Origin of the sequence: Streptomyces sp. NBC_01089 (assembly GCF_045162975.1) — a bacterium.
GTDB lineage: Bacteria > Actinomycetota > Actinomycetes > Streptomycetales > Streptomycetaceae > Streptomyces.
On record NZ_CP108660.1, the window covers coordinates 4,938,767 to 4,964,259 of the forward strand.

Annotated in this window: 25 protein-coding genes; 14 read left to right on the forward strand and 11 right to left on the reverse strand. The window is 70.5% G+C overall.

What is annotated here, in order from left to right; genetic code table 11:
• Nucleotides 1-74: 74 nt before the first annotated feature.
• From OG510_RS22230 to OG510_RS22255, 6 genes are all read left to right on the forward strand, one after another.
• On the forward strand, nucleotides 75-329 hold the full coding sequence (locus OG510_RS22230) for a hypothetical protein (RefSeq protein WP_406139019.1): 255 nt from the start codon (nucleotides 75-77) through the stop codon (nucleotides 327-329).
• Complete coding sequence (locus tag OG510_RS22235; protein WP_406139020.1) at nucleotides 326-1,258, forward strand: pseudouridine-5'-phosphate glycosidase; 933 nt, start codon at nucleotides 326-328, stop codon at nucleotides 1,256-1,258. The genes OG510_RS22230 and OG510_RS22235 overlap by 4 nt, the downstream gene beginning before the upstream one ends.
• A gap of 76 nt (nucleotides 1,259-1,334) precedes the next feature.
• On the forward strand, nucleotides 1,335-2,405 hold the full coding sequence (locus OG510_RS22240) for an alkene reductase (protein WP_406139021.1): 1,071 nt from the start codon (nucleotides 1,335-1,337) through the stop codon (nucleotides 2,403-2,405).
• Nucleotides 2,405-3,376: a ribose-phosphate diphosphokinase gene (locus tag OG510_RS22245; protein ID WP_406139023.1), complete on the forward strand. Its 972-nt coding sequence runs from the start codon at nucleotides 2,405-2,407 to the stop codon at nucleotides 3,374-3,376. The genes OG510_RS22240 and OG510_RS22245 overlap by 1 nt, the downstream gene beginning before the upstream one ends.
• Before the next feature lie 493 nt (nucleotides 3,377-3,869).
• On the forward strand, nucleotides 3,870-4,220 hold the full coding sequence (locus tag OG510_RS22250) for an antibiotic biosynthesis monooxygenase family protein (RefSeq protein ID WP_406139024.1): 351 nt from the start codon (nucleotides 3,870-3,872) through the stop codon (nucleotides 4,218-4,220).
• A gap of 48 nt (nucleotides 4,221-4,268) precedes the next feature.
• The gene (locus tag OG510_RS22255; RefSeq protein WP_406139025.1) at nucleotides 4,269-5,234 is read left to right on the forward strand and encodes a class I SAM-dependent methyltransferase; all 966 of its coding nucleotides are present in this window, start codon (nucleotides 4,269-4,271) and stop codon (nucleotides 5,232-5,234) included.
• 35 nt (nucleotides 5,235-5,269) lie between these two features.
• On the opposite strand, the gene OG510_RS22260 is transcribed toward OG510_RS22255, so the two are convergent.
• The 3 genes from OG510_RS22260 to OG510_RS22270 form a co-directional block, all read right to left on the reverse strand.
• On the reverse strand, nucleotides 5,270-5,608 hold the full coding sequence (locus OG510_RS22260; protein WP_406139027.1) for an XRE family transcriptional regulator: 339 nt from the start codon (nucleotides 5,606-5,608) through the stop codon (nucleotides 5,270-5,272).
• A complete protein-coding gene (locus OG510_RS22265) occupies nucleotides 5,605-5,967 on the reverse strand; it encodes a type II toxin-antitoxin system RelE/ParE family toxin (RefSeq protein WP_406139029.1) in 363 nt (120 codons plus the stop codon). Before OG510_RS22265 ends, OG510_RS22260 begins: the two co-directional genes overlap by 4 nt.
• Nucleotides 5,968-6,114: 147 nt before the next feature.
• Entirely contained in the window at nucleotides 6,115-7,305 is a 1,191-nt protein-coding gene (locus tag OG510_RS22270; RefSeq protein ID WP_406139030.1) for a thiolase C-terminal domain-containing protein, read from the reverse strand.
• 125 nt (nucleotides 7,306-7,430) lie between these two features.
• Here OG510_RS22270 and OG510_RS22275 point away from each other — a divergent pair, with 125 nt between their 5' ends.
• Both OG510_RS22275 and OG510_RS22280 read left to right on the forward strand, forming a co-directional pair.
• On the forward strand, nucleotides 7,431-8,648 hold the full coding sequence (locus tag OG510_RS22275) for an acyl-CoA dehydrogenase family protein (RefSeq protein WP_406139031.1): 1,218 nt from the start codon (nucleotides 7,431-7,433) through the stop codon (nucleotides 8,646-8,648).
• A 2-nt stretch (nucleotides 8,649-8,650) separates the two neighbouring features.
• Nucleotides 8,651-9,172, forward strand: coding sequence for a nitroreductase/quinone reductase family protein (locus OG510_RS22280; RefSeq protein WP_406142484.1), 522 nt, complete (start codon nucleotides 8,651-8,653; stop codon nucleotides 9,170-9,172).
• A 116-nt stretch (nucleotides 9,173-9,288) separates the two neighbouring features.
• On the opposite strand, the gene OG510_RS22285 is transcribed toward OG510_RS22280, so the two are convergent.
• Nucleotides 9,289-9,936, reverse strand: coding sequence for a TetR family transcriptional regulator (locus OG510_RS22285; protein ID WP_164267754.1), 648 nt, complete (start codon nucleotides 9,934-9,936; stop codon nucleotides 9,289-9,291).
• A gap of 427 nt (nucleotides 9,937-10,363) precedes the next feature.
• On the opposite strand from OG510_RS22285, the gene OG510_RS22290 reads away from it, so the two are divergent.
• Entirely contained in the window at nucleotides 10,364-12,838 is a 2,475-nt protein-coding gene (locus OG510_RS22290; RefSeq protein ID WP_406139033.1) for a PQQ-binding-like beta-propeller repeat protein, read from the forward strand.
• Between the two features lie 106 nt (nucleotides 12,839-12,944).
• On the opposite strand, the gene OG510_RS22295 is transcribed toward OG510_RS22290, so the two are convergent.
• The gene (locus OG510_RS22295) at nucleotides 12,945-13,622 is read right to left on the reverse strand and encodes a hypothetical protein (protein ID WP_406139035.1); all 678 of its coding nucleotides are present in this window, start codon (nucleotides 13,620-13,622) and stop codon (nucleotides 12,945-12,947) included.
• A 124-nt stretch (nucleotides 13,623-13,746) separates the two neighbouring features.
• Between OG510_RS22295 and OG510_RS22300 the strand changes: the two genes are divergently transcribed.
• Nucleotides 13,747-14,253, forward strand: a complete 507-nt coding sequence (locus OG510_RS22300) for a hypothetical protein (RefSeq protein WP_406139036.1) — start codon at nucleotides 13,747-13,749, stop codon at nucleotides 14,251-14,253.
• 44 nt (nucleotides 14,254-14,297) lie between these two features.
• Here OG510_RS22300 and OG510_RS22305 read toward each other — a convergent pair whose 3' ends face one another.
• From OG510_RS22305 to OG510_RS22315, 3 genes are read right to left on the reverse strand one after another with little or no spacing between them, the layout of a single operon-like run.
• Nucleotides 14,298-15,068: an enoyl-CoA hydratase/isomerase family protein gene (locus OG510_RS22305; RefSeq protein ID WP_406139037.1), complete on the reverse strand. Its 771-nt coding sequence runs from the start codon at nucleotides 15,066-15,068 to the stop codon at nucleotides 14,298-14,300.
• On the reverse strand, nucleotides 15,065-15,490 hold the full coding sequence (locus OG510_RS22310) for a Zn-ribbon domain-containing OB-fold protein (RefSeq protein ID WP_406139038.1): 426 nt from the start codon (nucleotides 15,488-15,490) through the stop codon (nucleotides 15,065-15,067). Before OG510_RS22310 ends, OG510_RS22305 begins: the two co-directional genes overlap by 4 nt.
• 6 nt (nucleotides 15,491-15,496) lie before the next feature.
• Nucleotides 15,497-16,672: a lipid-transfer protein gene (locus OG510_RS22315; RefSeq protein ID WP_406139040.1), complete on the reverse strand. Its 1,176-nt coding sequence runs from the start codon at nucleotides 16,670-16,672 to the stop codon at nucleotides 15,497-15,499.
• A 70-nt stretch (nucleotides 16,673-16,742) separates the two neighbouring features.
• Here OG510_RS22315 and OG510_RS22320 point away from each other — a divergent pair, with 70 nt between their 5' ends.
• Complete coding sequence (locus OG510_RS22320) at nucleotides 16,743-18,326, forward strand: FadD3 family acyl-CoA ligase (RefSeq protein WP_406139041.1); 1,584 nt, start codon at nucleotides 16,743-16,745, stop codon at nucleotides 18,324-18,326.
• Between the two features lie 35 nt (nucleotides 18,327-18,361).
• Here the strand turns inward: OG510_RS22320 and OG510_RS22325 are convergent, their stop codons facing one another.
• The 3 genes from OG510_RS22325 to OG510_RS22335 form a co-directional block, all read right to left on the reverse strand.
• On the reverse strand, nucleotides 18,362-18,538 hold the full coding sequence (locus tag OG510_RS22325) for a hypothetical protein (RefSeq protein WP_406139042.1): 177 nt from the start codon (nucleotides 18,536-18,538) through the stop codon (nucleotides 18,362-18,364).
• Between the two features lie 132 nt (nucleotides 18,539-18,670).
• Nucleotides 18,671-18,826: a hypothetical protein gene (locus OG510_RS22330; protein ID WP_406139043.1), complete on the reverse strand. Its 156-nt coding sequence runs from the start codon at nucleotides 18,824-18,826 to the stop codon at nucleotides 18,671-18,673.
• A 291-nt stretch (nucleotides 18,827-19,117) separates the two neighbouring features.
• Nucleotides 19,118-22,072: a BTAD domain-containing putative transcriptional regulator gene (locus OG510_RS22335; RefSeq protein WP_406139045.1), complete on the reverse strand. Its 2,955-nt coding sequence runs from the start codon at nucleotides 22,070-22,072 to the stop codon at nucleotides 19,118-19,120.
• Nucleotides 22,073-22,321: 249 nt separating this feature from the next.
• On the opposite strand from OG510_RS22335, the gene OG510_RS22340 reads away from it, so the two are divergent.
• From OG510_RS22340 to OG510_RS22350, 3 genes are all read left to right on the forward strand, one after another.
• A complete protein-coding gene (locus OG510_RS22340) occupies nucleotides 22,322-23,539 on the forward strand; it encodes an amidohydrolase family protein (RefSeq protein ID WP_406139047.1) in 1,218 nt (405 codons plus the stop codon).
• Nucleotides 23,540-23,627: 88 nt separating this feature from the next.
• On the forward strand, nucleotides 23,628-24,575 hold the full coding sequence (locus tag OG510_RS22345) for a TIGR03619 family F420-dependent LLM class oxidoreductase (protein WP_406139049.1): 948 nt from the start codon (nucleotides 23,628-23,630) through the stop codon (nucleotides 24,573-24,575).
• 87 nt (nucleotides 24,576-24,662) lie between these two features.
• Nucleotides 24,663-25,445, forward strand: coding sequence for an SDR family NAD(P)-dependent oxidoreductase (locus OG510_RS22350; protein WP_406139050.1), 783 nt, complete (start codon nucleotides 24,663-24,665; stop codon nucleotides 25,443-25,445).
• The last annotated feature ends 48 nt before the right edge of the window (nucleotides 25,446-25,493 follow it).

Here is a 25,493-nt window from a genome sequence, read left to right on the forward strand (position 1 = left end):
GCCTGTGCACGTTCCGTCTTGCCCCGAGACGCTGCCCCTGCCATCACGTCTTACCTCAACTCAGGGAGGTCGCAGTGCCGCACGTCAATATCAAGCACTGGCCCCGCTCATTCACCGAAGCAGAGAAACAAGACCTGATCCGTTCGCTGACGGAAACGATGACCAGAGTCTTCGCCTGCGAAGCATCCTCACTGTCGATTGCCGTCGAATCTGTCGAACCGTCTCTCTGGGAGAAGCGTGTGCATATCCCCGAGATAGAAGACAAGCCCCACTTGCTGTGGAAGCGGCCGAACTACACCAACCCCATACCGACAGAAGGAACCGCGTGAGCACGTCCATCCCGATCGTCTACAGCGAAGAAGTACGCGAAGCCCTGCATGAGCAGCGTGCGGTCGTGGCCCTGGAGTCGAACGTCATCACCCACGGCCTCCCATACCCGCACAACGCAGAGACCGCGCACCAGGTCGAGTCCGCTGTCCGCAAGGGAGGCTCTGTGCCTGCCACTCTGTGCATCCAGGACGGCGCGATCCGAGTCGGGATGAATGACCAGGACATCGAGCGTTTCGCCTCGACGCCGGGCATCCCCAAGGTCTCCAGCCGTGACCTGCCCGTCATCCTGGCCACTGGCGGCCTGGGCGCCACCACAGTGGCATCCTCCGTGGTGGCCGCCGAGTTGGCCGGCATCCCCTTTTTCGCCTCCGCCGGCCTGGGCGGGGTGCACCGGGGCGCCCAGAACAGCATGGACATTTCGTCAGACCTCATCCAGCTCACCAGATCGAAGGTCGCCGTCGTGTGCGCCGGCGCGAAAATGATCCTCGATCTGGGTTTGACCATGGAGTACCTGGAAACCCAGTGCGTCCCGGTGATCTCCTACGGCTCGGACGACTTTCCGGCCTTCTACTGTGCTTCAAGCGGCATCAAGTCGCCTCACCGGATCGACGATGAGGACGTCATCGCCAAGGCCGTTGCCACTCACTGGGCTGCAGGACACCCCGGTGGTGTCGTCGTGACCGCCCCGCCGCGGCCTGAAGACGCTGTCGACTCTGCTGAGGCCGAGACGGCGATTACCAATGCCCTGGCCCAGGCCGAGCAGGACGGCGTATCGGGGCAAGGGCTGACGAAGTACCTGATGCATGCGGTGGACCGGGCCACGGGAGGCCGTACCGCGCAGGCCAACATGGCGGTCCTCATATCCACCGCCGAGGTTGGAGGCCGTATGGCTGCGGCCTATGCAAGGTGCCAGACCTCCCATTCCTGAGTAGCCGATCCACCACGTCTCGGTCCTTCACCCTCATCACGGCTCGCCTGTGGCCTCTCCTCAGAAAGATGATTCGATGACTTCCCTTTTCGACTCTGCCCAGTTCGGCAAGATCCCGCTGAAGAACAGGCTGGTGATGGCGCCGATGACTCGGAACCGCGCCAAGCCGTGCGGCGGTGCGACCGAGTTGATGGCCCAGTACTACGCCCAGCGTGCTTCCGCCGGGCTCATCATCACCGAAGGAATACAGCCCTCCGCAGTGGGGCAGGGGTTTCTGAACACGCCAGGGCTGCACCATCCCGAGCAGGTGAATTCGTGGCGCGGCGTCACCGATGCTGTGCACGCGGCGGGTGGCAGCATCGTTGCGCAGCTCATGCACGCCGGCCGAATCGGTCACCCCTCGCTCTACGCGGGCGCCCACCAGTCGGTTGCTCCCTCTGCCGTCACGGCGGCAGGTCAGTGCTTCACGCCCAACGGCCTGGCCGACTACTCAGCCCCCCGAGAACTCACCACGGACGAGATTGCGGAGACGGTCGCTGACTTCGCTCTGGCAGCCCGGAACGCCATCGAAGCAGGCTTCGACGGCGTGGAAATCCACGCAGGCAATGGCTTCCTTCTGCACCAGTTCCTTGCCGAGAACACCAATCACCGTACGGACGCCTACGGCGGTCCGATCACCAACAGGATCCGCTTCACTCTGGAAGTCACAGAGGCGGTGGTCACTGCCATCGGCAACGAACGCACCAGCATGCGCCTTTCCCCGGCCAACCCCTACAACGACATCGCCGAGGGCGACTCCGAGGGCATCTACGGGGCACTGGTCCCAGCACTTCCCGAGCTCGCGTTCCTCGAGGTGTGCGAGATCGTCACCCGCCCTGTCACGCGCACCATCCGCCAGGCGTGGGGGGGTAACCTCATTCTCAACCCGCACATGACACCGGATTCCTTCCCCGCGTCGGCCGAGACGGCGCGAACCGTGCTGGAGGGCGGCCTGACCGACGCGGTCTCCCTGGGTGCCCTGTTCCTGGCCAACCCGGACCTCCCCGCCCGGATCAAAGCCGGATCCCCTTTCAACGTGGCGGACGAGGCGACGTTCTACGGTGGCGACCACCGCGGCTACACCGACTACACGTTCCTCGACCAGTGATGGCCAACACCGTGAACTTCGATGCCAAAATGCTGCTCTTCTCGGGACGTGCCCATCCCGAATTCGCCGAGCGCATCGCACGCGAACTCGGTACCGAGCTGGTTCCCACGAAGGCGTATGATTTCGCCAACGGCGAGATCTACATTCGCTTCGAGGAATCGGTACGAGGCGCGGACTGCTTCGTCATTCAATCGCATACGGCGCCGATCAATAAATGGATCATGGAACAGTTGATCATGATCGATGCCCTGAAGCGCGCCTCGGCCCGGAGTATCACCGTCGTCGCACCCTTCTATGGGTATGCACGGCAGGACAAGAAGCACAAGGGGCGCGAGCCCATATCGGCGCGCTTGCTCGCCGACCTGCTGACGGCTGCTGGTGCGGATCGAATCGTCACGGTAGATCTCCACACCGATCAAATCGTGGGATTCTTCGGGGGGCCGGTCGATCACCTCTTCGCCCTGCCGATCCTCGCAGACCACATTTCCGCACTCACCGACCGCGCCAAACTGACCATAGTCTCCCCTGACGCCGGACGTGTCCGCGTGGCGGACCGGTGGTGTGATCGGCTCGGTGCGCCGCTGGCTATCGTCCATAAGAAGCGGGACAAGGAAATAGCCAACCAGGTCAGCGTTCATGAGGTCGTCGGAGATGTTCAGGGCAGGGTGTGCATCCTGGTGGACGACATGGTCGACACCGCGGGAACGATCTGCGCTGCAGCTGAAGCGCTGTTCGAGAACGGGGCGGAGGACGTCATTGTCGCAGCCACTCACGGCATCCTTTCCGGGCCCGCCATCGGGCGCATGAAAAACTCGAAGGTAAGCCGTTTCGTACTCACTGACACCTTGCCGACCGCCGCAGAGGCCGGCGAGGACAAGGTGACGGTCCTCTCCATTGCGCCCGTCGTCGCCCACGCGATAAGGGAGATCTTCGAGGACGGCTCGGTCACGGCCCTCCTCGACGAACTCTGATATCGGTCCGTCCGTCTCCGTTGGTCCGGCACTGGCCGGGCCGACGGAGACAACTGTGTTGGCCGTGCATGCGCCAGCCAGGGCTGGGTGCTGGTCTGTCAGGGGCGGGCAGTCGGCTCGGTCTGTCGTAGTCGCCAGCGCGGACGCCACGAGGCGTCCGTACTCGCTGGAGTCTTCGGGTGTCCTTCTCCGCGGGGCACCACCGGGTGACGATGGAAGCGAGCTCGATCCGCCCGAGCCGATCACTGCCTACCAGGCCATCATGCACGCCTCCGCCCGTGTCGGCCGCTCGCCCGCGCCCTCAGGGTCCGGTGTCATCCCCGCGTATGACACGGCTTCGCCCGGTGCGACCGTAGACGCGCATCGGACAGGAACTACGGCTGATTCCACGGCCCGCCGACGCCGGGACGATGGAACTGTCCTCGGATAGCGAGTACGGCGGTGGCCGATTCCGGCGCCGTGGGACCACCGATAGCGAGAGGGAGTACCGAAGATGGCGAAGCTGGAGAGCCTGGACCCGATCACGCCGATGTTCGCGCAGTTCAAGGAGAAGACCGGGCCCATCGTCCTGGCCAACACCTTCTTCGTTCCCAAGGAGAGCACTGAAGCGTTCCTGCCCCTCTTCCGGAGGCAGGCGGAGTTCATGAAGGCTCAGCCGGGGTTCGTCTCCCTGCAGATGCACAAGGGAACGGCGGGCAGCCAACTCCTGATGAACGTCGCGGTCTGGGAGTCGACCGAGGCTCTCGCCACGGCGTTCGGCAGCCCGGAGTTCCAGCGGATGGCCGCCGAGTTCCCCGACGACATCGTGTCGTACCCGCACATCTTCGAGCAGGTCGACGTATGACACGGCAGCGGGCCGGGGGAGGGCGGCGCTGGTGTTGAATACGGCTTCATGGGTGAAAGCGCACGTGATGCCAGCAGGACGGCCGTGCTGGTCTGCCAGGGGCGGGCAGCGGCGGACGGCAGAACCGCTGCCGACCGGTTCGCGGATCCGGTGGCGGCCAGGCTGCTGAGCGCCGCGGAGCGTGCGCCGGTGGACGAGGTGCGCGCGGGCACTCCGCCGCAGGGCTGGCGGGCGCGCACCACGTACGAGAGTGTGCGGGCGTGCGCCGACGTGGTCGTACCACGGACGGTCGCGATCGACGAGGCGCTGCGCGCCCGCGTGACCGGCCAGCTCGTCATCCTCGGCGCCGGTCTGGACACGCGCGCGTGGCGTCTGCCCGAACTCTCGCGGACGGATGTCTGGGAGGCCGACCATCCGGCCTCCCAGCAGGACAAGCGCGCCCGCATCGCCGACGCCGCGCGGGCGGCCGGGGGCCGGGGGGAGGACGACTCGGCCGGACCTGGCGCACCTGGCGGACCCGGAGAATCGGCCGGACCTGCCGGCCCCGCCGGGCTGCCGACCCTGGCCCGGTCCGTACGGTTCACGCCGGTCGACTTCGCCGTCGACGACCTCGGCGCGGTGCTGGACACCGCAGGGCACGACCCCGCGGTGCCGACGACATGGCTGTGGGAGGGCGTCGTCCCGTACCTCACACGCGACCAGGTACGCGCCACGGTGGCCGCGCTCACCGCCCGGACGGCCCCGGGCAGCACGCTCATCGTCAACTACCAGGCACCATCGGCGAAAGCGGCGGCGGGCCGGCTGCTGACACGCGTACTCGGCAACTCCCTCACGGCGGGCGAACCGTGGCGCTCCCTGTGGAAGCCGCAGCGGATGGCCGCACTGCTCGGGGAGTACGGCCTGCGCGTGGTGTCGGACGAGGACCTCCTCACCCTCACGCACACCTTCGCGGGCCCGGCGAGCGGCCGGACATCGCTGCGGTCGGGCCGCGTGGCGGTCGCGGAGAGCCGCTGACGGATACGCCCCCGGCCATCCCGGCGCGACCACTCTTACGCCACGGTGTACTCGGTGTCGCCGAAGTCCGCGACCACGCGGAGCCGCCCGCCCAGGGCCTGGACATAGGACCGCATGGTGGCGATCTCCGTCCGGTCGACCGCACCGTTCTCGATGGCGGACACCCGGGGGGCTGAGACGCCCATGCTGGAGGCGACCTCGCGCTGGGTCAGGTCCTGCTCCGCGCGGATCTCGGCGAGCCGGTAGGCCCGCACCTCGGCAAGGAGCTGGTCCATGGCCGCCTGCTTCTCCTCCGGGGAGCGCACCGGCAGCCCTGCCGCCACACGCTCCTCGTGCGTGCGGCGCTTGAGGTCTTCCCACCTGACGGTGCTCATTCGTACTCCCTTGATTCCAGTGCCGCGAGGTGTGCGGAATAGCGCTTCTCGGCGATCGGGACATTGGTGTCGTACCAACCACGCCAGTTGCCGGCCTTGTCACCCGCGACGAGCAGCACGGCACGGCGTACCGGATCGAAAGCGAACAGGATGCGCACCTCGCTGCTCCCCGTGGATCCGGGCCGCAGCTCCTTCAGATGGTGCTGCTCGGAGCCCTTGATCCGGTCGACCAGTGGCCGACCGAGTGTGGGGCCCACGGATGCCAACGTATCGATGGCATCCTCCACCTGATCTGCGCTTGTGCTGTCCAGTTTGATCAGCTCGCTGAACCACGCCGCCACCTCGGCCACGAGGATCACTTCCCATTGAGACCTAGCGCGCAAGTTAATGCAAGCGTTAACCCTGCATGCGGGCCTCCCGTGGTGTTCACCCCATGGTGTGAAACGCGTCGGCGGGCGCCGGGACCGGCCGTGGGCCAGTCGTGGACCGCAGTCCCTCCTCGGCTCTTACCCCCGCCCCAGCACCACCGTCCCCGACGAGCAGAACCAGCCGCCCGTCCCCGATGCCACCGCCAGTTCCGGCAGCCGGCCGCCCGTCTTGTGGACCTGGCGGCCGGTGCCCGCCTCGCCGCGTAGTTGTCGTACCGCCTCGACCAGCAGGAAGAGGCCGCGCATCCCCGGGTGGCAGGCGGACAGGCCGCCGCCGTCGGTGTTGACCGGGAGTTCGCCGTCGCGCAGCAGCCGGCCCTTCTCCACGAACGCGCCGCCCTCGCCCTTCGCGCAGAACCCCAGGTCCTCCAGCGTCACCAGCGTCATATAGGTGAACGCGTCATAGATCTCGGCGATGTCGATCTCCGCCGGGCTGACCCCCGCGCGCTCGAAGGCCAGCCGGCCGCTGACCGCCGCAGGGGAGACCGTGAAGTCGTCCCACTCCGACATCGTCGTGTGCGAGACATGCTCCCCGGTGCCCAGGACCCACACGGGCGCCTTCGCGCAGTCCGGTACGTACTCCTCCGCCACCAGCAGCACCGCACAGCCCCCGTCGCTGCGGATGCAGCAGTGCAGCTTGGTGAACGGGTCCGCGATCATCGGCCCGCCCAGTACCTCGTCCACGGTGACCGGATCGCGGTACAGGGCGTCCGGGTTGTGGGCCGCGTTCGCCCGTGCCTGGACCGCCACCGACGCGAGCTGTTCCAGCGTCGTGCCGTACTCGTGCATATGACGGCGGGCGGCCATCGCGTACTTGGCGATCAGCGAGTGGCCGTACGGCACCTCGAACTGGAGCGGGCCGCGCGCGCCGAAGGACAGGTTCGACGTGCGGCGCCGGGCCTTGATGTCGGCGCGGGCCGTGGAGCCGTACACCAGCAGCACCGCGTTGGCGTGGCCCGCGGCGATGGCGTCCGCCGCATGCGCGGCCATCACCTCCCAGGTGGACCCGCCGACGGAGGTGGAGTCCACCCAGGTGGGTTTCAGGCCCAGATATTCGGCGACCTCCACCGGGGCGAGAGTGCCGAGGCCGGCCGAGCCGAAGCCATCGATCACCTCGCGGCCGAGCCCCGAGTCGGCGAGCGCGCGGCGCGCGGCCTGGGCGTGCAGGGCGTACGGAGTGGCGTCGTCGACCTTGCCGCAGTCCGACAGGGCGACACCGGCGACGGCGACCCGCCGCCGCGGCCGGGCAGATATGACAGAGGATGACATGAATCTGACGGTACATCAGATCCGGTGCCGGGCAATGGCGTCGGACGTCTCCCGTACCGGCTCTGTGCATCTGGATCCGCGCGCTTTACTATGACGCGCCGTCAGATCAGGAGAGGGGCCCGCCCATGGATGCCGCCTTCACAGCGGAGCAGGACGAGATCCGCCGTACCCTGCGCGAACTGCTGACCAAACGCTGCGGCCCGGACGCGGTCAGAGCCGCAGCGGCCACCCGGGCCGGATACGACCAGGAACTCTGGCGCACCCTCGCCGAGCAGCTCGGGCTGCCCGGCCTCGCGATCCCCGCGGAGTACGGGGGTGTGGGCTGCGGCCCCGCCGAGCTGGTGCTGGCCTGCGAGGAGACCGGCCGGGCGCTGCTGCCGTCCCCGCTGTTCGCGACGGCCGCGCTGGCCGCACCGCTGATCACCGCACTCGGCACGGAGGCCCAGCGCACGGAACTGCTCCCCGCCATCGCCCGCGGGGAGCTGACCGCCACCCTGGCCGCGCCCCTCGGGCCCGCGCTCGGACTGCTCGGCGACAACTCCGGCGACTGGGCGGGCGGCGGCCGGGCCGGCGGCGTCCAGGCCCGGCCCACCGGCGCGGGGTGGCGGCTGTACGGCCAGGCCGACCAGGTGCTCGACGGCCACAGCGCGGGCGTGCTGCTGGTGGCCGCGCACACCGGGGGGTTCGCGCGGAGCCGCACGCTGCTCTTCCTCGTACGCGCCGACGCGGCCGGGATCTCCCGCGTACGGCAGACCGCGCTGGACGCGACCCGGCCGCAGGCCCGTATCGAACTGCGCGACACGGAGGCCGAGTTGCTCGGCGCGACGGATGGCGACGGTGACGGTGACGGTGACGGTGACGGTGACGGGGGGAGCGGTACGGCCGATGTGCCGGGCGCGCTGGCCCGTACCGGGTGCGCGGCGGCCGCCGTGCTGGCCGCCGAAGCGGTCGGCGCGGCCGACCGCGCGCTGGAGCGGACGGTCGAACACGTCGGCACACGCGAGCAGTTCGGGCGCCCCATCGGCTCCTTCCAGGCCGTGAAGCACCGCCTGGCCGGGCTCTACGTACAGGTGCAGGCGGCCAGGTCGGCCGCCTACTACGCGGCCTGGGACCCGGCGGCCGGCGGCCTCGCGCTCGCCCAGGGACTGGAAGCGCTGCGCAGCGCGGCGTCCGACGCGGTCCAGCTGCACGGCGGGATCGGCTTCACCTGGGAGCACGACATCCAGCTGTACTTCAAGCGGGCGTCGTCCGACGAGCTGCTGTTCGGCCCGGTGCACGGGCTGCGGGCGCATGCGGCGGAACGGGCGGGGCTCTTCACCGGGCGAGCGGCGGTCGCGGTCTGATGCTGCCCGGAACCCGGCTGGTGCAGAAGGTGTCGTCCACCCGTACGTTCGCCAGGATCGCGCCGCACGTCGTCCCCGCCATGGACCGTGCGGTGCACCGGCTGACCCGGGGAAAAGTGCTGCTCAGCGCGCAGATGCTGCCCGGAGTGATCCTCACGGCGAAGGGCGCGAGAAGCGGAGTCCTACGGGTTACGCCATTGGCGTGCATGCCGGAGAGAACGGCGGCGGGGGACGCGAGGGAGAAAGAGGGGGAGCAGGAGCGGGGGCCCTGGCCGCGGTCCTGGATCCTCGTCGGGTCGAACTTCGGGCGGCCCGGCCATCCCGCGTGGACGGCCAACCTGCTGGCGCACCCGGACGCCGAGGTGAACTGGAAGGGGCAGGACATCCAGGTCAGCGCGCGGCTCCTGGAGGGCGAGGAGAGGGCGGGGGTGTGGACGACGGCGCTGGCGTTCTGGCCGCCGTACGCCTCGTACCAGGCGCGGGTGGACCGGGAGATCCGGCTGTTCCGGCTGGAGCGCCGCTGAGGCGCACGCCCTGCGCGGTACGCGGAGTGCCCTGCGCGGTACGCGGACGGCGGACCACCCACCTCGGTGGCCCGCCGTCTGCGCGACAGGACGAAGGACGTGGTGGCGCCCCGCGGTTACTTTGTCGGCTTCTTGCCCGTGATGCCCAGGTGGACCAACAGGGCGAGGTTCGGGCGGAGTTCGGCCTGCTTCACGCCCCAGGTCTGGAACCCCTTCTGGTGTGCGGCCACGGCGGCCAGCATGGCCACCAGGGAGCCCGCCATCGCGGCGGGGCTGACGTCCTTGTCGACCCTGCCCTTGGCCTGGAGCTCCTTGACCGCGTCGGTCAGGGAGTTGGTGACGGAGTTCAGGATCTTCATGCGGATCTTGTAGAACCGCTTGTCGCCCTCCGCCGCGCCGAGGTCGACGACGCGGAGGATCGCGTCGTGGCGGCGCCAGAAGTCGAGGAACCCCTCGACGAGTTCTTCGGCCGTCTGCCAGCCGGCCTTTCCGGTCCAGGAGCGCCCGGAGACCAACTCGGTCAGTCCGGCACCCTCCTTGGCCATCTCCTCCGCGATTTCGAGGACCGCGCCCTCGACGTCCGGGAAGTACTGGTAGAAGGTCGCGGGCGAAGTCCCCGCCTTCCGGGCCACGTCGATGACCTTGACGTCCCGGTACGGCGAGGAGCTGAGCATCTCGCTGAGGCAGTCGAGCAGCTTCTGCCGCGTCGCCTGACCTCGTCGGCCGGCCACGCGGCCGTCGACGGTGCGTACTTGTCCTGTCATGCCGTCAGCTTACCGAGGGGTGATCGGAGCGCGATTCGGCCGACTGCAAATGGGGTCCGGGCTGGTAACGGGGCGGCTCGTGGGCCGTACGGAATTGATATTGTTATCAACAGGCTGTGGATAACTTCCGTGGACAACTTCCGTAAACACTTTCGGGCTGTGACGGGCGTCACTCCCGGCCGGGCCTCACCGTACAAGAGGAACCGGCCCTGCCCGTGCGCCTCAGGGGCTCTGCCACGGCCCGGTGCGGGCGCCATGTCCGGATCGCGGTGAGACACCCCGATCCGCCCCCGGGTTCGCAACGAGCACGTCAGCCAGGAACAATCGGGGTGCGCACCGCCGGGTGGTGCCCAGTGGTGAGACGCTGAACGCAGCTGTATGTCGCGGACCCCCTTCCCCGGGGCCCGTACGGGGAGGTGGCAAGCGCGTGATGGAGCAGCTGACGCAGCACGATCCGAGGCGGATCGGCCCGTTCGAGGTGCTCGGGCGGCTCGGGGCCGGTGGTATGGGGCTCGTCTATCTGGCGCGCTCGGCCTCCGGCAGGCGTGTGGCGATCAAGACCGTACGGACCGAGCTCGCCGAGGACCAGCTGTTCCGTGTCCGCTTCTCCCGCGAGGTGGAGGCCGCCCGCGCCGTCAGCGGCTTCTACACGGCCGCCGTGGTCGACGCCGACGCCCGCGCCGCCGTGCCGTGGCTGGCCACCGCGTACGTTCCCGCGCCCTCCCTCGAAGAAATAGTGAATGAGTGCGGGCCGATGCCGGCCCAGGCCGTGCGCTGGCTGGCCGCCGGGATCGCCGAGGCCCTGCAGTCGATCCATGGCGCGGGCCTGGTCCACCGGGACCTCAAGCCGTCCAATGTGCTGGTGGTGGAGGACGGGCCGCGCGTCATCGACTTCGGTATCGCGTCCGGCGTCTCCAACACCCGGCTGACCATGACGAACGTCGCGGTGGGCACCCCCGCGTACATGTCGCCCGAGCAGGCCAAGGACTCGCGCAATGTGAAGGGCGCGAGCGATGTGTTCTCGCTCGGGTCGACGCTGGTCTTCGCGGCGACCGGCCATGCGCCGTTCCACGGGGCGAACCCGGTCGAGACGGTCTTCATGCTGCTGCGCGAGGGCCCCAATCTGACGGGTCTGCCCGATGAACTGCGGCCGCTGATCGAGGCGTGCATGCAGCAGGAGTTCACCCAGCGGCCCAGCCCGGAGGACCTCCAGGCGCAGCTGGCGCCGCATCTCTTCGCGTCCGGCGGCGACGACAGCGGCACCGCGTCCGCCTGGCTGCCGGCCCGCGCCACGGCGATGATCGAGACCCGGCGCGGCGGCCGTCCGCCGTCCGTGCCGAGGCCGGCGAACCCCTCGCTGCCGCCGAGGCCCGCGAACCCCTCACTGCCGCCCAGACCGGCGTACGAGCCGCCGCAGCCGCCGCCCCAGCAGCCCCGGGTCCAGCCGCAGCCGGCTCACGCGCACCAGCAGCCGCAGCAGTCCGCTGTGCAAGCTGTGCAGCAGCAGCCCCAGCCCCAGCCGCACCCGCAGCAGCAGGCGCAGCCCCAGCCGCAGCCGCACCAGACCGGGTGGCGGGACGGGGCCGTACGGTTGCCCGGCGCCCAGGTGCCGATCGGTCCCGGGCCGCGCGTCGCGGAGGCCCGCGCCCACGCCCCGGTGTCCGCCGGGCCCGCGACGGGCTGGGTACGGCCCCCGGGCGGCCAGCACAGCGCGGAGGCCGCGCCCCCGACAGCCGCGCCGCCCGCTCCCCGGGCGGCCCCGGAGGAGCCCACCCGCTGGCGGCCCTGGCGCTTCCGGATGTCGAACGACGTCTGGGGGTCCCCGGCCGTCGACGGCGATCTGCTGTACGTCACCTCCTTCGAGGTGCACGCCCTGGACGTGGGCAGCGGCCGGCGCCAGTTCAAGACCAAGGACGTGGCGTGGGCGATGGACGTCTCGGGCGGCCGGATCCACGCGTCCGACGGGCCGACGCTGTACGCGCTGAACGGCACCGACGGCACCGACCTGTGGCGTCTCTCGACCGACGCGTGGGTGTACTCGCTCCGGGCCGAGCGCGGCACGGTCGTCACCGGCACCCGGGGCGGCGGCGTCCAGGCGTGGGAGGCGTCCAACGGCGACAAGCTGTGGGAGCTGAGCGGCGCCCAGACCGACTTCGAGACACCGGAGTCCGGTCCTGCCATCCACGGCGACACGGTGTACGTCTGGAAGGACGCCAGGCTCTTCGCGCTCGACCCCCGTACCGGCGCCGAGCGCTGGTCGTACCCGGTGGGCGACGCCGCCGCGTGCGGGGGAGTGCCCGTCCGGGTGACGTCGGCCGACGACGGCTGTGTGTACATCGCGGCCGGGACCCGCGTCCTGTCCGTCGACCGTGCGTCCGGCCTGGTCCGCTGGCACTTCGAGGCCCCCGCGGTCTTCCTGTCGGCCCCGGCCTTCGCACCGGGACCCGCGGTGGCCGGTGGCGGTGTCTATCTCGCCGACTACCTCGGCACGGTGTACGCCATCGACGTCACGACCGGCCAGGACCGCTGGCGCATCGCCACCGAGTCCCGGCAGTCCCTCCACCCGCTCCTTGTCGCGCAGGGCAATGTCCATGTGGGCAGCGGAAGCGCGCTCTACACGCTGGACGCGGTGACCGGCACCCCCAAGTGGCGGTTCGCGGCGGGCGGCGAGGTGGTCGGAGCGCCGGTGGTGGCGGACGGCCGGATCCACTTCGGCTCGGCGGACCACTGTCTGTACACACTGGACGCGGCAGGCGGCCAGCTCCGCTGGAAGCTCGCCACGGGCGGCGAGATCACCGGCTCACCGGTGGTCCGCAGCGGAGTCGTCTACGCCTGCAGCAAGGACCGCTGCGTCTACGCCCTGGACGCCGCCAAGGGCACCGGCACGGGCCGCCCGAACTGAGCCCAAATTCAAGCCCCTCCGGCGATGGCCTGGCTATTCAAGCCCCTCCTGGGGGCACCTCCCAGCGTTAGCTGGGGGAGATTGAGGAGCGGGGGTCCGAAGGCGGTCACTCCCCGGGAGGCCGAGCCCGCGTGGCCCCGCCACCGGCCCCCGTCTCCCCCGGCTCCTCAGGAGCCGTCAGCTCCGCAGGAAGATCAGCCGAGCTGAAGGACAACGTGTCGTGCTCGGCCCCCGGCTCATAAGGCCGAGCAACAGGCGGCACACTCGGCGGCCCCCCAGGCGAACCCCCAGGACCGCCCTCGTACGGCGAAGGCGGCTGGGCCGGAGCCGGGGGCTGGGCCGGATCCGCAGCCGGCGCCGGAGCCACAGGCACTCGCCGCCCCCGCATCAACCCCGCCCCCAGCAACATCAGCACCCCACCGATCAGCGCGTCCCCCACCCCGAGCCCCAGCCCGCGCCCCCCGGAGCTGATCGCGAGGCTGTGCTCCGCGATGCCCACGCGGACCATCCACAGCACGGTGAAGGCAAGAGTGACCAGGCCCGCCAGCGTCACCAGCAGACGGGAGCGCAGCAGAATGCCGATCAGGACGAGGAGGGCCGAGAAGGCGAACGGGATCAGGATGGAGCCCCCGGCGTCCGGCTTGTGCGCAGTGATGCCGTTGAACAGGTCCTGGATGCGGTACTCGCTGCCGTGGCGGCCGTCGTACCAGTTACGGAAGGGGCTGTATACGGCGGCCGCAGCTCCGACGAGAGCGACGAGAGAGCCAAGGACATTGCGCATCATCTTCGGTCTCCTCCGCCGGATCTCGATTTCGACGCTACGCCGGGGTCCGTGGCCCCGCCACCACAGCGGGACGCGCCCCGCCGACGCACCCTGCTACGGTGTCCGCCGAAACGGGGGAGATGACATGATCATGCGACGTCTGAGGTTCGGTGCCGTTCTGGTGGGGGTGGTCCTCGCTCTGACGGGCTTCTCGCGCCACAGCAGCCACAGTCACGGCCACAGCCACAGTTCCGGCGGCGGCTGCTCCAGCAGCAAGAGCCACAGCAGTTCCACCACGCACCACTACAACAGCAACGACGACAACACCTACGGATCGTCGAGCGGCTCCAGCAGCCGTACGTCCTCGTCGACGACGCGCGACCCCAAGGCCACCGGCACCGTCGTGACCTGCGCCAAGAAGGGCGCGGCCGCCGCCACCGTACGGGTGTCGGCCCGTGCGGCGAGCGGCAGCAACACCTACCGGGTCAGCATGAGCTTCCTCGGCGCGGGCGGTTCCGTCGTGGACACCGGCAGCGCGACCGTCCCGGTGTACGGCAACTCCAGCGCGACGGTGAAGGTGCCGATGTCGGTCCCGTCGGACGCCGGCTCGGTCACGCGATGCCGCATCGACTCGGTCCAGTACGCGTACTGACCCACCGCACCCGGCCAGCCCGGCCGGCCCCGCCGCACACCCGCCTACCGCACCCGGAACTCACCCTTCCTGGCGCCGAACAGCGCCGACTGCCGCTCCGGCGGCAGATTGCCGAGCGCCACCAGATGGGGGGCCTGCGCCAGAGCCTGGGCGCGGGCCCCCTCCTTCGCGGCCCACACCGCCCGTACGGTCCCCTGCACCGCCTCCGTCGGATACGAGGCGATCGTCTCGGCGCAGCCGACCGCGGCCGCCAGCTCGTCACCGGCCGGTGTCACCTCGCTGACGAACCCTGTCTCGTACGCCCGCCGGGCCGAGATCCGCTCGGCCGTCCCCATCAGGGCCATCCGGGCGACCTCGCCGAACGGCATCCGCTGGGCGAGGTAGATGGTCTCGTAGGCGCTGACCATGCCGTACGTCGTGTGCGGGTCGAAGAAGGTGGCGTCGTCGGCCGCGATCACGAACTCCGCCTCGCCCAGCAGATAGAACGCCCCGCCGCAGGCCATCCCGCGCACCGCCGCGACAACCGGCTTCCAGAGGTCGTTGGCCTTCGGGCCGATGGCGATCAGCGGGTCGTCGACGGAGTACGGGGACGGCGGCTGCGGCACATCGGCCGAGCGGTCGATGCCGGTGCAGAAGGCCCGGGTCCCGGCCCCGGTGACGACGACCGACCGTACCGAGGTGTCGAAGCGGAAGTCCCGCCAGGTGGCGGCCAGTTCACCGGCGGTCGCCACATCGACGGCGTTGAGCCGCTCGGGCCGGTCGAGGGTGACGACCGCGACGCCCGTCTGCCGGTTCCTCTCCACGCGCAGGCTCATGGCCGCTCCAGGAGCCAGCGCGGCAGCGTCGTCCCGCCGTCCTCGGCGAAGGTGACCTGCACCCGGGCGCCGATCCGCAGCCGCGCCGGGTCCACCGAGTTCAGCGGTGCGCCGGGGCCCGCCACCACATTGCCGACGAGCCTGATGTGCGGGGCGTCGGCCAGTTCCACCACGACCGTGTTGTACGGGGCCTGGGCCGCGTAGTCGGGAAGCAGCGGCGGGTGCGGGACGACGTACGACCAGATGCGGCCGCGCCCGGACATCCGCTGCCACTCACTGTCGAAGGACTGGCACTGCGGGCAGCAGGGGCGGGGCGGGAAGCGCAGCGTCGAGCACTGTGCGCAGGACTGGACCCGCAGTTCGTGCTGGGCCGCGTACTCCCAGAAGGGCGCGCCGTCCTCGTCGGTTTCTGGCTGGAGCACCGGGACTCAACTCCTCAGCAGGATCGCGGATGTGGGGACGCACTCGCCCGCCGTGACCAGGCAGGTGGCGGCGTCGGGCACCTGGGCGGTGGAGCTGCCGCGCAGCTGTTTGACGCCTTCGGTGATGAGGTTGAAGCCGTGCACATACCCTTCGCTGAGCCCGCCGCCGCCGGTGTTGAGGGGCAGCCTGCCGCCGATCTCCAGGGCGCCGCCCTCGGTGAACCCGGCGCCCTCGCCGCGCCCGCAGAAGCCGTATCCCTCCAGGGAGAGCGGGACGAGCGGGGTGAAGGCGTCGTAGATCTGCGCCACGTCCACGTCGTCGGGGCCGAAGTCGGCGTGCTTCCACAGGTGCCGGGCCGCCGTCCAGGCGGGCCCGGTCAGCGGGTCGTCGTTCCAGTAGTTGACCATGCCGTGGTGCTGGGCGGGCAGGCCCTGGGCGGCCGCGTGCACGTACACGGGCTTGCGCCGGCAGTCGCGGGCGCGTTCGGCGGAGACGACGACGCAGGCCAGGGCGCCGTCCGTCTCCAGGCAGTTGTCGAAGAGGCAGAGCGGTTCGCTGATCCACCGCGAGGTCATATACATGTCGCGGGTCAGCGGGCGCTCGTACATGATCGCGGCCGGGTTCTGGTTGGCGCGGTTGCGGCAGGCCAGCGCGACGTTGAAGAGGTGGTCGCGGGTGGCGCCGTACTCGTGCATGTACCGGCGGGCCAGCATGCCGATCTCGTCGGCCGGCCGCAGCAGGCCGAACGGGCGGGTCCACTGGGCGGGGGTCGGCAGCTGCACCGCCGTGTTCTTCCAGGGCCGTGGACCGCTGCCGCGTTTCCGCGAACGCCAGGCGACCCCGACGTTCGCCTGTCCGGTCGCGACGGCAGCGGCGAGGTGGGCGACGGTCGCGCAGGAGCCGCCGCCGCCGTAGCCGATCTTCGAGAAGAAGGTCACGTCACCGGCTCCGACGGCCTTGGCGACCTCGACCTCGTCGGTGTCCTCCATCGTGTACGAGGAGAACGCGTCCACCTCGGACGGCGCGATCCCGGCGTCGTCGAGCGCGGCGAGGATCGCCCGGCAGGCCAGCGCCTTCTCGGATTCGGGGAGTTGCTTCGCGAACGTGGTCTGGCCTATCCCGACTATCGCCGTTGCGTCTTTGAGCGTCGCCACTGCCATCGCCACCTCCGGGGACGTCATGACTGCTGACAGCGGGGAAGGCTACAGCTAATCTGACGGATAGTCAGCTACTGGTTGTGGGAGGCATACGATGCGCGGGGACGTGGAGTGGGGCAGTATTCCGGCGCTGGTGCGGTCCGCTGCCGAACGGTACGGCGAACGGGAGGCGGTCGTCGACGGCCGTACCCGGATCTCCTACGCGGAGTTGGGCGAACGGGTCGAGCGGGCGGCGGCCGCGTGCATCGCATCCGGGGTGAACGCCGGTGACCGGGTCGCGGTCTGGGCGCCCAACACCGTCGAGTGGATCGTCTCGGCGCTCGGCGCGGTGACGGCGGGCGCGGTCCTGGTCCCGCTGAACACCCGCTTCAAGGGCGCCGAGGCGGCGTACGTCCTGGAGGGCAGCCGCGCCAGGCTGCTCTTCGTCACCGGCACCTTCCTCGGCACCTCGTACGTGGCATCGCTGCGGCGCGCGGCCGGTCAGGGCGGCGGCTCCGGCCCGCTGCCCGGTCTGCCGCAGCTGGAGCAGGTGGTGGTGCTGTCCGATGACGCCCCCGAGTCCTTCCGCACCTGGAAGGACTTCCTGGCGGGCGGCGAGCATGTCTCCGGGGCGGCGGTACGGGAGCGGGCGGACGCGGTCGACTCCGCTTCGCCCTCGGACATCATCTTCACCTCGGGCACCACGGGCCGCCCCAAGGGCGCGGTCATCACTCATGCGCAGACCCTGCGCTGCTACGGCATCTGGTGCGAGCTGGCCGGGCTGCGCGAGGGCGACCGCTATCTGATCGTGAACCCGTTCTTCCACACCTTCGGCTACAAGGCGGGCATCATCGCCTGTCTGATGCGGGGCGCGACGATGGTGCCGCAGCCGGTCTTCAACGTGGACACCGTGCTCGCCAACGTCACCGCCGAACGCATCTCGGTGCTGCCGGGCCCGCCCACCCTCCATCAGTCGCTGCTCGACCACCCGTCCCGCGACCAGCACGACCTGAGCGCCCTGCGCCTGGTGGTGACGGGCGCGGCGGTCGTCCCGCTGCAACTGGTCGAGCGGCTGCGCTCGGAGCTGCGCATCGCGACGGTGATCACGGCGTACGGCCTCTCCGAGGCGTCCGGCATCGTCACGATGTGCCGCGCCGACGACAGCGTCGAGGTCATCGCCTCGACATCGGGCCGCGCGATCCCGGACACCGAGGTACGGGTGTCGGCCCCGCCGGGCGAGCCGGGGGAGGTGCTGGTGCGCGGCTTCAACGTCATGCGCGAGTACTTCGAGGCCCCGGAGGCGACAGCGGAGGCGTTCACCCCGGACGGCTGGCTGCGCACCGGTGACGTGGGGGTGCTGGACGCGGCGGGCAATCTGCGGATCACCGACCGGATCAAGGACATGTTCATCGTCGGCGGCTTCAACGCGTACCCGGCGGAGATAGAGCAACTCATCGGCCTGCACCCGGACATCGCGGACATCGCGGTCGTCGGCGTACCGGACGGCCGCCTGGGCGAGGTCGGCAAGGCGTACGCGGTCCGCCGCCCGGACTCGACCCTGACGGCGGACGACCTGATCGCCTGGTCACGCCGCGAGATGGCCAACTACAAGGTCCCGCGCGAGGTCGAGTTCGTACCGGCCCTGCCACGGAACGCGAGCGGCAAGGTGGTGAAGGGAGAGCTGCGGGGGCGGGCGTAGCGGACGGCCCGGGGGTTTCCCCGGGCCGTTCGTGGCTACAGCGGGGCCGAGGTGATGTGGCCGTTGGCCGGGCCCACGGTGGTGGGCTGGACCTGGGCGTGAGACGGGTCGGTGCCCGTCACATGTCCGTTCGCCAGGGCCGGTGTCGCGGATGCTGCCGCGGTGGCTATCACCAGGGCGGCGGTGGCGAACAGCTTCTTCGTCAGTGTCATGGCAGCTCTCTCGTTACGGGAGTGTCGGATGATGGGTGCGGACATACGGCAGAGGCCGTGGTGGCTCCCCCTCCGGGCCACCACGGCCACTGTTCCCCCGGTTCCCCCGTGCCCCGTCGTGAAGGTCTCAGATCACGCGGGCTTGTCGGTGATGTGCGCGTTGTCGGGCTTCACCGCGGTCGGCTTGTCGGTGATGTGCGCGTTCGCGGGCTTCGCAACGGTGGGCTTGTCCGTGATATGCGCGTTGTCCGGATCGACGGCGGCGTCGTTCTTCGGCTCGGCGGCCATGGTGGTCAACTCCCCTGTGTGTGAAGGTCTGTGGTGCTGAAGCCCGTCCGGCTGCTCCCCCGAGCGCGGCCGGACGGGCGTTCCGCAGGCCGCTCACCATAGTCGGCCGACAGTTCGTCGGACGATCTCAATTCGCCGGTGCGGGGCCCTCCCGACGACCGCCTGCCCCCCGACGCGACGGTTCGTCGTGGAATGAGAATGTCGGGTCGCGATAAACAAATGATGAACGCTCGCCACGGGCTCCGGAGCGGTCCGTTTCCGGCCCGGAATCCGCCCGCTCCCGGCCCGCGCTCAGACCGCCGTCAGCGGTGCCAGCAGCTCGCGTACCTCGTCGGCTTCCGGTGACTTGAGCTCATCGTAGATCGCCAGGGCCTCCAGCCAGCAGACCCGTGCCCGGCCCGACTGCCCTATGCCGGACAGGGCCCTGCCCAGTACGGTCAGGACGTTGCCGCGCCGCCAGTCGCCACCGATGCCGCGCAGGACGGTCAGTGCCGTCTCCGCCCCGGCCGCCGCCTCGGCGCAGCGGCCCGCCGCGATGTCGACCTCGGCGAGCCGGAAGAGCGCCATCCCTTCCCAGAGCCGCTGCCGGCTGTCGCGGAACACCTCCAGGGCCTCCTGGAGCCGCTCCGACGCGGCGGCCAGGTCACCGCTCTGGGTCAGCGCGACCCCCAGCGCGTAGCGCCCGTTGGCGCCCTTGAGGGCGTTGCCCATGCGGTCGTACGTCTCCATGCCCTGCCGGGAGAGCGCCACCGCCTTGCTGACGTTCCCGGTGACGAGGTGGAGCCGCGAGAGGTTGCAGAGCGCGCTCGCCTCACCCGCCATGTCCTCGCAGCCCCGGAACCCCTCGACAGCATCGGTGAGATGGGTCTTCCCCATGTCGTAGTGGCCCTCGTAGATGGCCATGATGCCGCGCAGATTGGCCGCCCAGCACGCCGACAGCCGGTCTCCGGTCCGTACGGCGAGCCGGTCGGCCTCCTCGGCGTCCTGGCCCGCCAGGTCGAACCGGCCCGCCACATGGTGCACATAGGTCAGCGTGATCGCCGCCCGCCCCTCGGCGTGCTCGTCCTGTGCGGCGCGCGCCGCGTCCCGCAGGAGGCCGGCCGCGTAGCTGTACTCCTTCGAGTTCGCCCCCGACTCCGCCAGGTCCAGCGCCGCCCACAGCAGGTCCACCGCCCGCCGCAGGGTGGCGGATCCGGTGGCCGACTGGCGGACGCACGCCAGCAGCGGCATCGCCTCCGCGTACAGCCAGTCCTGGGCGTCGTGCCGGTCGGCGAAGGCCAGGCCCTCGTACGTCGCCGGCTCCAGGTGGTCGACCAGCCGGTCGCCGGGCCGCTCGATCGCGTACACCCGGGCCGCCGTCGCCAGATAGAAGTCGAGCAGCCGCGACAGGGCCAGCTCCCGCTCCACCGGCGGCTGTTCGTCGCGCTCGGCGCAGGAACGCGCGTAGAGCCTGACCAGGTCGTGGTAGCGGTACCTGCCCGGCGCGGCCGACTCCAGGAGCGAGGTGTCGACCAGCGATTCCAGGAGGTCCTCCGCCTCCCGGGCCGGCATGTTCAGTACGGCGGCGGCCGCGGCCAGCGAGAGGTCGGGGCCCTCCGCCAGGCCCAGCAGGCGGAACGCCCGCGCCTGCTGCGGCTCCAGCTGCCCGTACCCCAGCTCGAAGGTGGCCTTCACCGCCAGGTCGCCCGCCTGGAGTTCGTCCAGGCGGCGCCGCTCGTCGGCGAGCTTCGCGGCCAGCACCGAGACCGTCCAGGTGCGGCGGGCCGCGAGGCGCGACGCCGCGATACGGATCGCCAGCGGCAGGAAGCCGCAGGCCGCCACCACGTCCAGGGACGCCTGGCGTTCGCTGCCGACCCGCTCCTCACCGACGATCTTCGTGAAGAGCTGGAGCGCCTCCTCGGGCGACATCACGTCCAGGTCCACCAGATGCGCACCCGCCAGATCGACCATCCGGGCCCGGCTGGTGACCAGGGCGGCCGATCCGGTCGTGCCGGGCAGCAGCGGGCGGATCTGGGCCGCGTCGCGCGCGTTGTCGAGCAGGACCAGGACCCGGCGTCCGTCCAGCGCGGTCCGGTAGAGCGCGGCGCGCTCGTCGAGCGAGTCGGGGATGGCCGAGTCGGCCGTCCCCAGCGCGCGCAGGAACGCGCCGAGCACGGTCTCGGGCTCCGCGGCCCGCGACCCCGCCCCCTGGAGGTCCACATACAGCTGTCCGTCCGGGAAGTGCGGCCGCGCCGCGTGCGCCACATGCACGGCGAGCGTCGTCTTGCCGACCCCGCCGATACCGGCGAGCGCGGACACGGCCATCACCGACGACTCGGCGGTGGCCAGCCGGTCGCCCAGCTCCCGTACGAAGGCGGCCCGCCCGGTGAAGTCCGGCACAGTGGCCGGGAGCTGGGCGGGGTGCGCGGCCGTCGGCGCGGGCGGCGCCGACTCCTCGGCAGGCCGGGCCAGTTCCGCGTCCGCCCGGAGGATCCGCTGCTGGAGCATGGCCAGTTCGGGCCTGGGGTCCACGCCCAGCTCGTCGGCGAGCAGCTTGCGGGTGTCGGCGTACACGGCGAGCGCCTCCGCCTGCCGTCCGCTGCGGTACAGCGCCAGCATCAGCAGCTCACGCAGCCGCTCCCGCAGCGGATGGGCCGCGGTCAGCGAGGTCAGCTCGGAGACCGCCTCCGCGTGGCAGCCGACGTCCAGGTCCATGTCGAGCCGCGACTCGGTCAGCTGCAGCCGCCACTCGTCCAGGGCGGCCCGCTGGGTCTCGGCGTACGGCCCGGGGACGTTCGCCAGCGGTTCGCCGTCCCACAGCCCCAGCGCCTCGTCGATCAGCGCGCGCGCCGTGGCGCGGTCGCCCGTGCCCGCGGCCTTCTCGGCGTTCGCGGCCAGCTGCTGCGCCCGGTGCAGGTCGACGGAGTCGGCCCGTACCCGGATCGCGTAGCCGCCCGACTCGCTGACCAGGACCCCGGGGTCCAGGACCTTGCGCAGCCTGGAGGCGTACGTCCGTACCGCGGCCAGCGCCTGGGAGGGCGGGTCGTCGCCCCAGATCGCGTCGATCAGCTCGCCCGCGGTGGCCGTGCGGCCGTCGCGGGTCAGCAACGCGGCGAGCAGGGCGCGCTGCTGCGGTGATCCGGGCGGCAGCGCCGCACCGTCGCGCCAGGCGCGCACGGGCCCGAGCACACTGAACGTGAGTCCGTTCTCCCTGCCCTGCTGCGGAGTCCGCTGCCCCGGTACACGCGGCCCGCTGTCACGGTCCATAGCTGCCCCTGCCTCCTGCCGTCTCTGCGCTTCAGGCGGTTGTCCGGTCCGCACTGTCCGCACCCGTCCTCACCTGTCCGCTCGATCGCACAGGCCAGTTTGCCTTGTTCATGGCGAGTACGTCAGCTCTGGGGGTGCCTCTCCACAAGCTCTCCGCCAACCGGCGCGCCGGAGCGTTGCCGCATCTTTCCGCAGGGAGAGCCGCACCGATAGCTGACGGTTCGTCAGATCGGCGCTACGGTGGAGAGCATGGAGACTTTCCCGAAGATCATCTCGGTGGACGACCACACCGTGGAACCTCCCCATGTCTGGCAGGACCGGCTCCCGTCCAAATACCGGGACGTCGGTCCGCGCATCGTCCGTGCCCCCCTCAAGTCCATGTCCTTCCTGGGCGGCAAGTTCGCCCCGGTGATGGGTGCCAAGGGCGATGAGGGGCCGATCGGCGACTGGTGGATCTACGAGGACCTGCACCGGCCGCTGACCCGCCTGGACACGTCGGTCGGCTACGACAGGGACGACATCAAACTCGAAGTCATCACCTACGAACAGATGCGGCCCGGCTCCTACTCGGTGCCCGATCGCCTCGCCGACATGGACATCAACCACGTCCAGTCCGCACTCTGCTTCCCGACCTTCCCGCGGTTCTGCGGCCAGACCTTCACGGAGGCGTCCGACCGTGAACTGGGGCTGCTGAGCGTCCGCGCGTACAACGACTGGATGGTGGAGGAGTGGTGCGGCCCCGAAGCGCGGGGCCGCCTCATCCCGCTGCCGATCATCCCGCTGTGGGACGCGCGGCTCGCGGCGGACGAGGTCAGGCGCAACGCCGCGCGCGGGGTCCGCGCGGTCGCCTTCTCGGAGATACCCCCGCACCTGGGGCTGCCGTCCATCCACGGCGACGAGTGGGACCCGTTCCTCGCCGCCTGCGACGAGACCGGCACGGTGATCGGGATGCACATCGGCTCGTCGTCGAAGATGCCGTCCACATCGGCCGACGCACCGCCGGCGGTCGGCTCCACCATCACCTTCGCCAACTGCTGCTACTCGATGGTCGACTGGCTGATGAGCGGCAAGTTCGAGCGCTTCCCGAACCTGAAGATCATGTACGCGGAGGGCCAGATCGGCTGGATCCCGTACATCCTGGAACGCGCGGACGTCGTCTGGGAGGAGAACCGCGGCTGGGGCGGGGTGGCGGACAAGGTACTCAGGCCGCCCTCCGAGCTGTTCACCGAGCACGTCTACGGCTGCTTCTTCGACGACGCCTTCGGGCTGAAGAACCTCGACTCGATCGGGGTGGGGAACGTGCTGTACGAGACGGACTACCCGCACTCCGACTCCACCTGGCCCAAGTCCCGTGAGGTGGGCGAGTCGCAGATGGGGCACCTGGCCCCGGACGTGGTGGACCGCATCGTGCGCGGCAACGCGATCGAGCTGCTCGGCCTGACGCCGGACGGCCTCTGGGCGGGGTGACGCTCCGCGCCCGGCATGAGCACCGGAGCGTGCGAGGTCCTGTTATTTCCTGCCACTTTTCACAGGGCGCACAGGAGGAGTCCCACCCATGACACGGGTCTTTCCCGAAGGGCAGCTCGTCTACGGGATGCAACTGCCCATCCAGTCCCAGAGCACCATCTACGCGGAGGCGTGGGAGGCCGCCGCAACCCCGTACGACCTGGCGGAGATCGCCCGCACCGCCGACCGCACCGGCTTCGCCTACATCGCCGGCTGCGACCACGTGGCCATCCCGCGGCGGCTCGCCGAGGCCATGGGCACCGTCTGGTACGACCCGGTCGCCACCCTCGGCTTCCTGGCCGGGGTCACCCAGCGGGTACGGCTGATGAGCCATGTCGCCGTCCTCGGGCTGCGGCACCCGCTGCTCACCGCCAAGCAGTACGCCACCCTGGACCACCTCAGCGGCGGCCGGCTGATCCTCGGGGTCGGGGCCGGGCACGTACCGGAGGAGTTCGAGGCCGTCGGGGCGGACTTCCCGGGGCGCGGATCCGTACTGAACGAGTCCATCGACGCGCTCCGGGCCGCGCTCGGCCCCGCCGAGTACCCCGAACACCACGGCGAGCTGTACGACTTCGACGGTCTCGCCCAGCTGCCGCGGCCGGCCCAGGAGCGGGTGCCCCTCTGGGTGGGCGGTTCGTCGCCCGCCGCGGTGCGCCGCGCCGCCGAGCGGGCCGACGGCTGGCTGCCGCAGGGCGACCCGCGCGACCGGCTGCCCGGCCAGATCGCCCGGCTGCGGGCGCTCAGGGAGGCGGCCGGGGTGACGGAACCGATCGAGATCGGCGCCATCACCGAGCCGCTGTACGTGGGGGAGCCGGGCCGCCCGGTCGGCCGCCGCACCCTCACCGGCAAGCCCGACGCCATCGCGGAGTCCCTGCGGGAGTACGCGGCGATGGGCGTCGACCAGATCCAGGTGCGGTTCCGCAGCCGGAGCCGCACCGAACTCACCGACCAGATGGCGGCCTTCGCCGCCGATGTGGCCCCGCACCTGAACCAGTAGCGGTCGCATCGATCAGCCGATCCGTACCTCACTCAGCAGTCCGCACCTCAACCGACAGTCCGCACCTCAATCAGCAGGGAGAGCGGTATGGGCAAACTCGACGGCCGGGTCTTCGTCATCACCGGCGCGGCGCGCGGGCAGGGTGAACAGGAGGCGCGGCTCTTCGTGGCCGAGGGGGCGAAGGTCCTGCTCGGCGATGTGCTGGACGAGCAGGGAGCGGCGCTCGCCGAGGAGTTGGGGGAGTCGGCCGCGTATGTGCGGCTCGACGTGACCAGGGAGGCGGACTGGACCGCCGCCGTGGAGGTGGCCAAGGAGACCTTCGGAAAGCTCGACGGTCTGGTCAACAACGCCGGGATCCTGCGCTTCAACGAGCTGGTGTCGACCCCGCTGGAGGAGTTCCAGCAGGTCGTCCAGGTCAACCAGGTCGGTGCCTTCCTCGGCATCAGGACGGTCGCACCGGAGATCGAGGCGGCCGGCGGCGGGACCATCGTCAACACCGCCTCGTACACCGCGCTCACCGGGATGGCGTTCGTCGGCTCGTACGCGGCGACCAAGGCGGCGATCGTCGGCCTGACCCGGGTGGCCGCGATGGAGCTGGCGGCCAAGGGCATCCGGGTCAACGCGATGTGCCCCGGCGCCATCGACACCCCCATGAGCAATCCCGCCCAGCTCGACCCGGACGCCGATCCGGCCGAGTCGTCGGCGGCCCTGGACGAGCTGTACCGGAAGCTGGTGCCGCTGGGGCGGGTGGGCAAGCCCGACGAGGTGGCCAGGCTGGCGCTCTTCCTCTCCGGCGACGACTCCTCGTACATCACCGGGCAGCCGTTCGTCATCGACGGCGGCTGGCTGGCCGGCGTCAGCATTTTCTGAGCGCATATCTGACAGCCCGTCAGCTATTGACGCTCCCCGCGCACGATG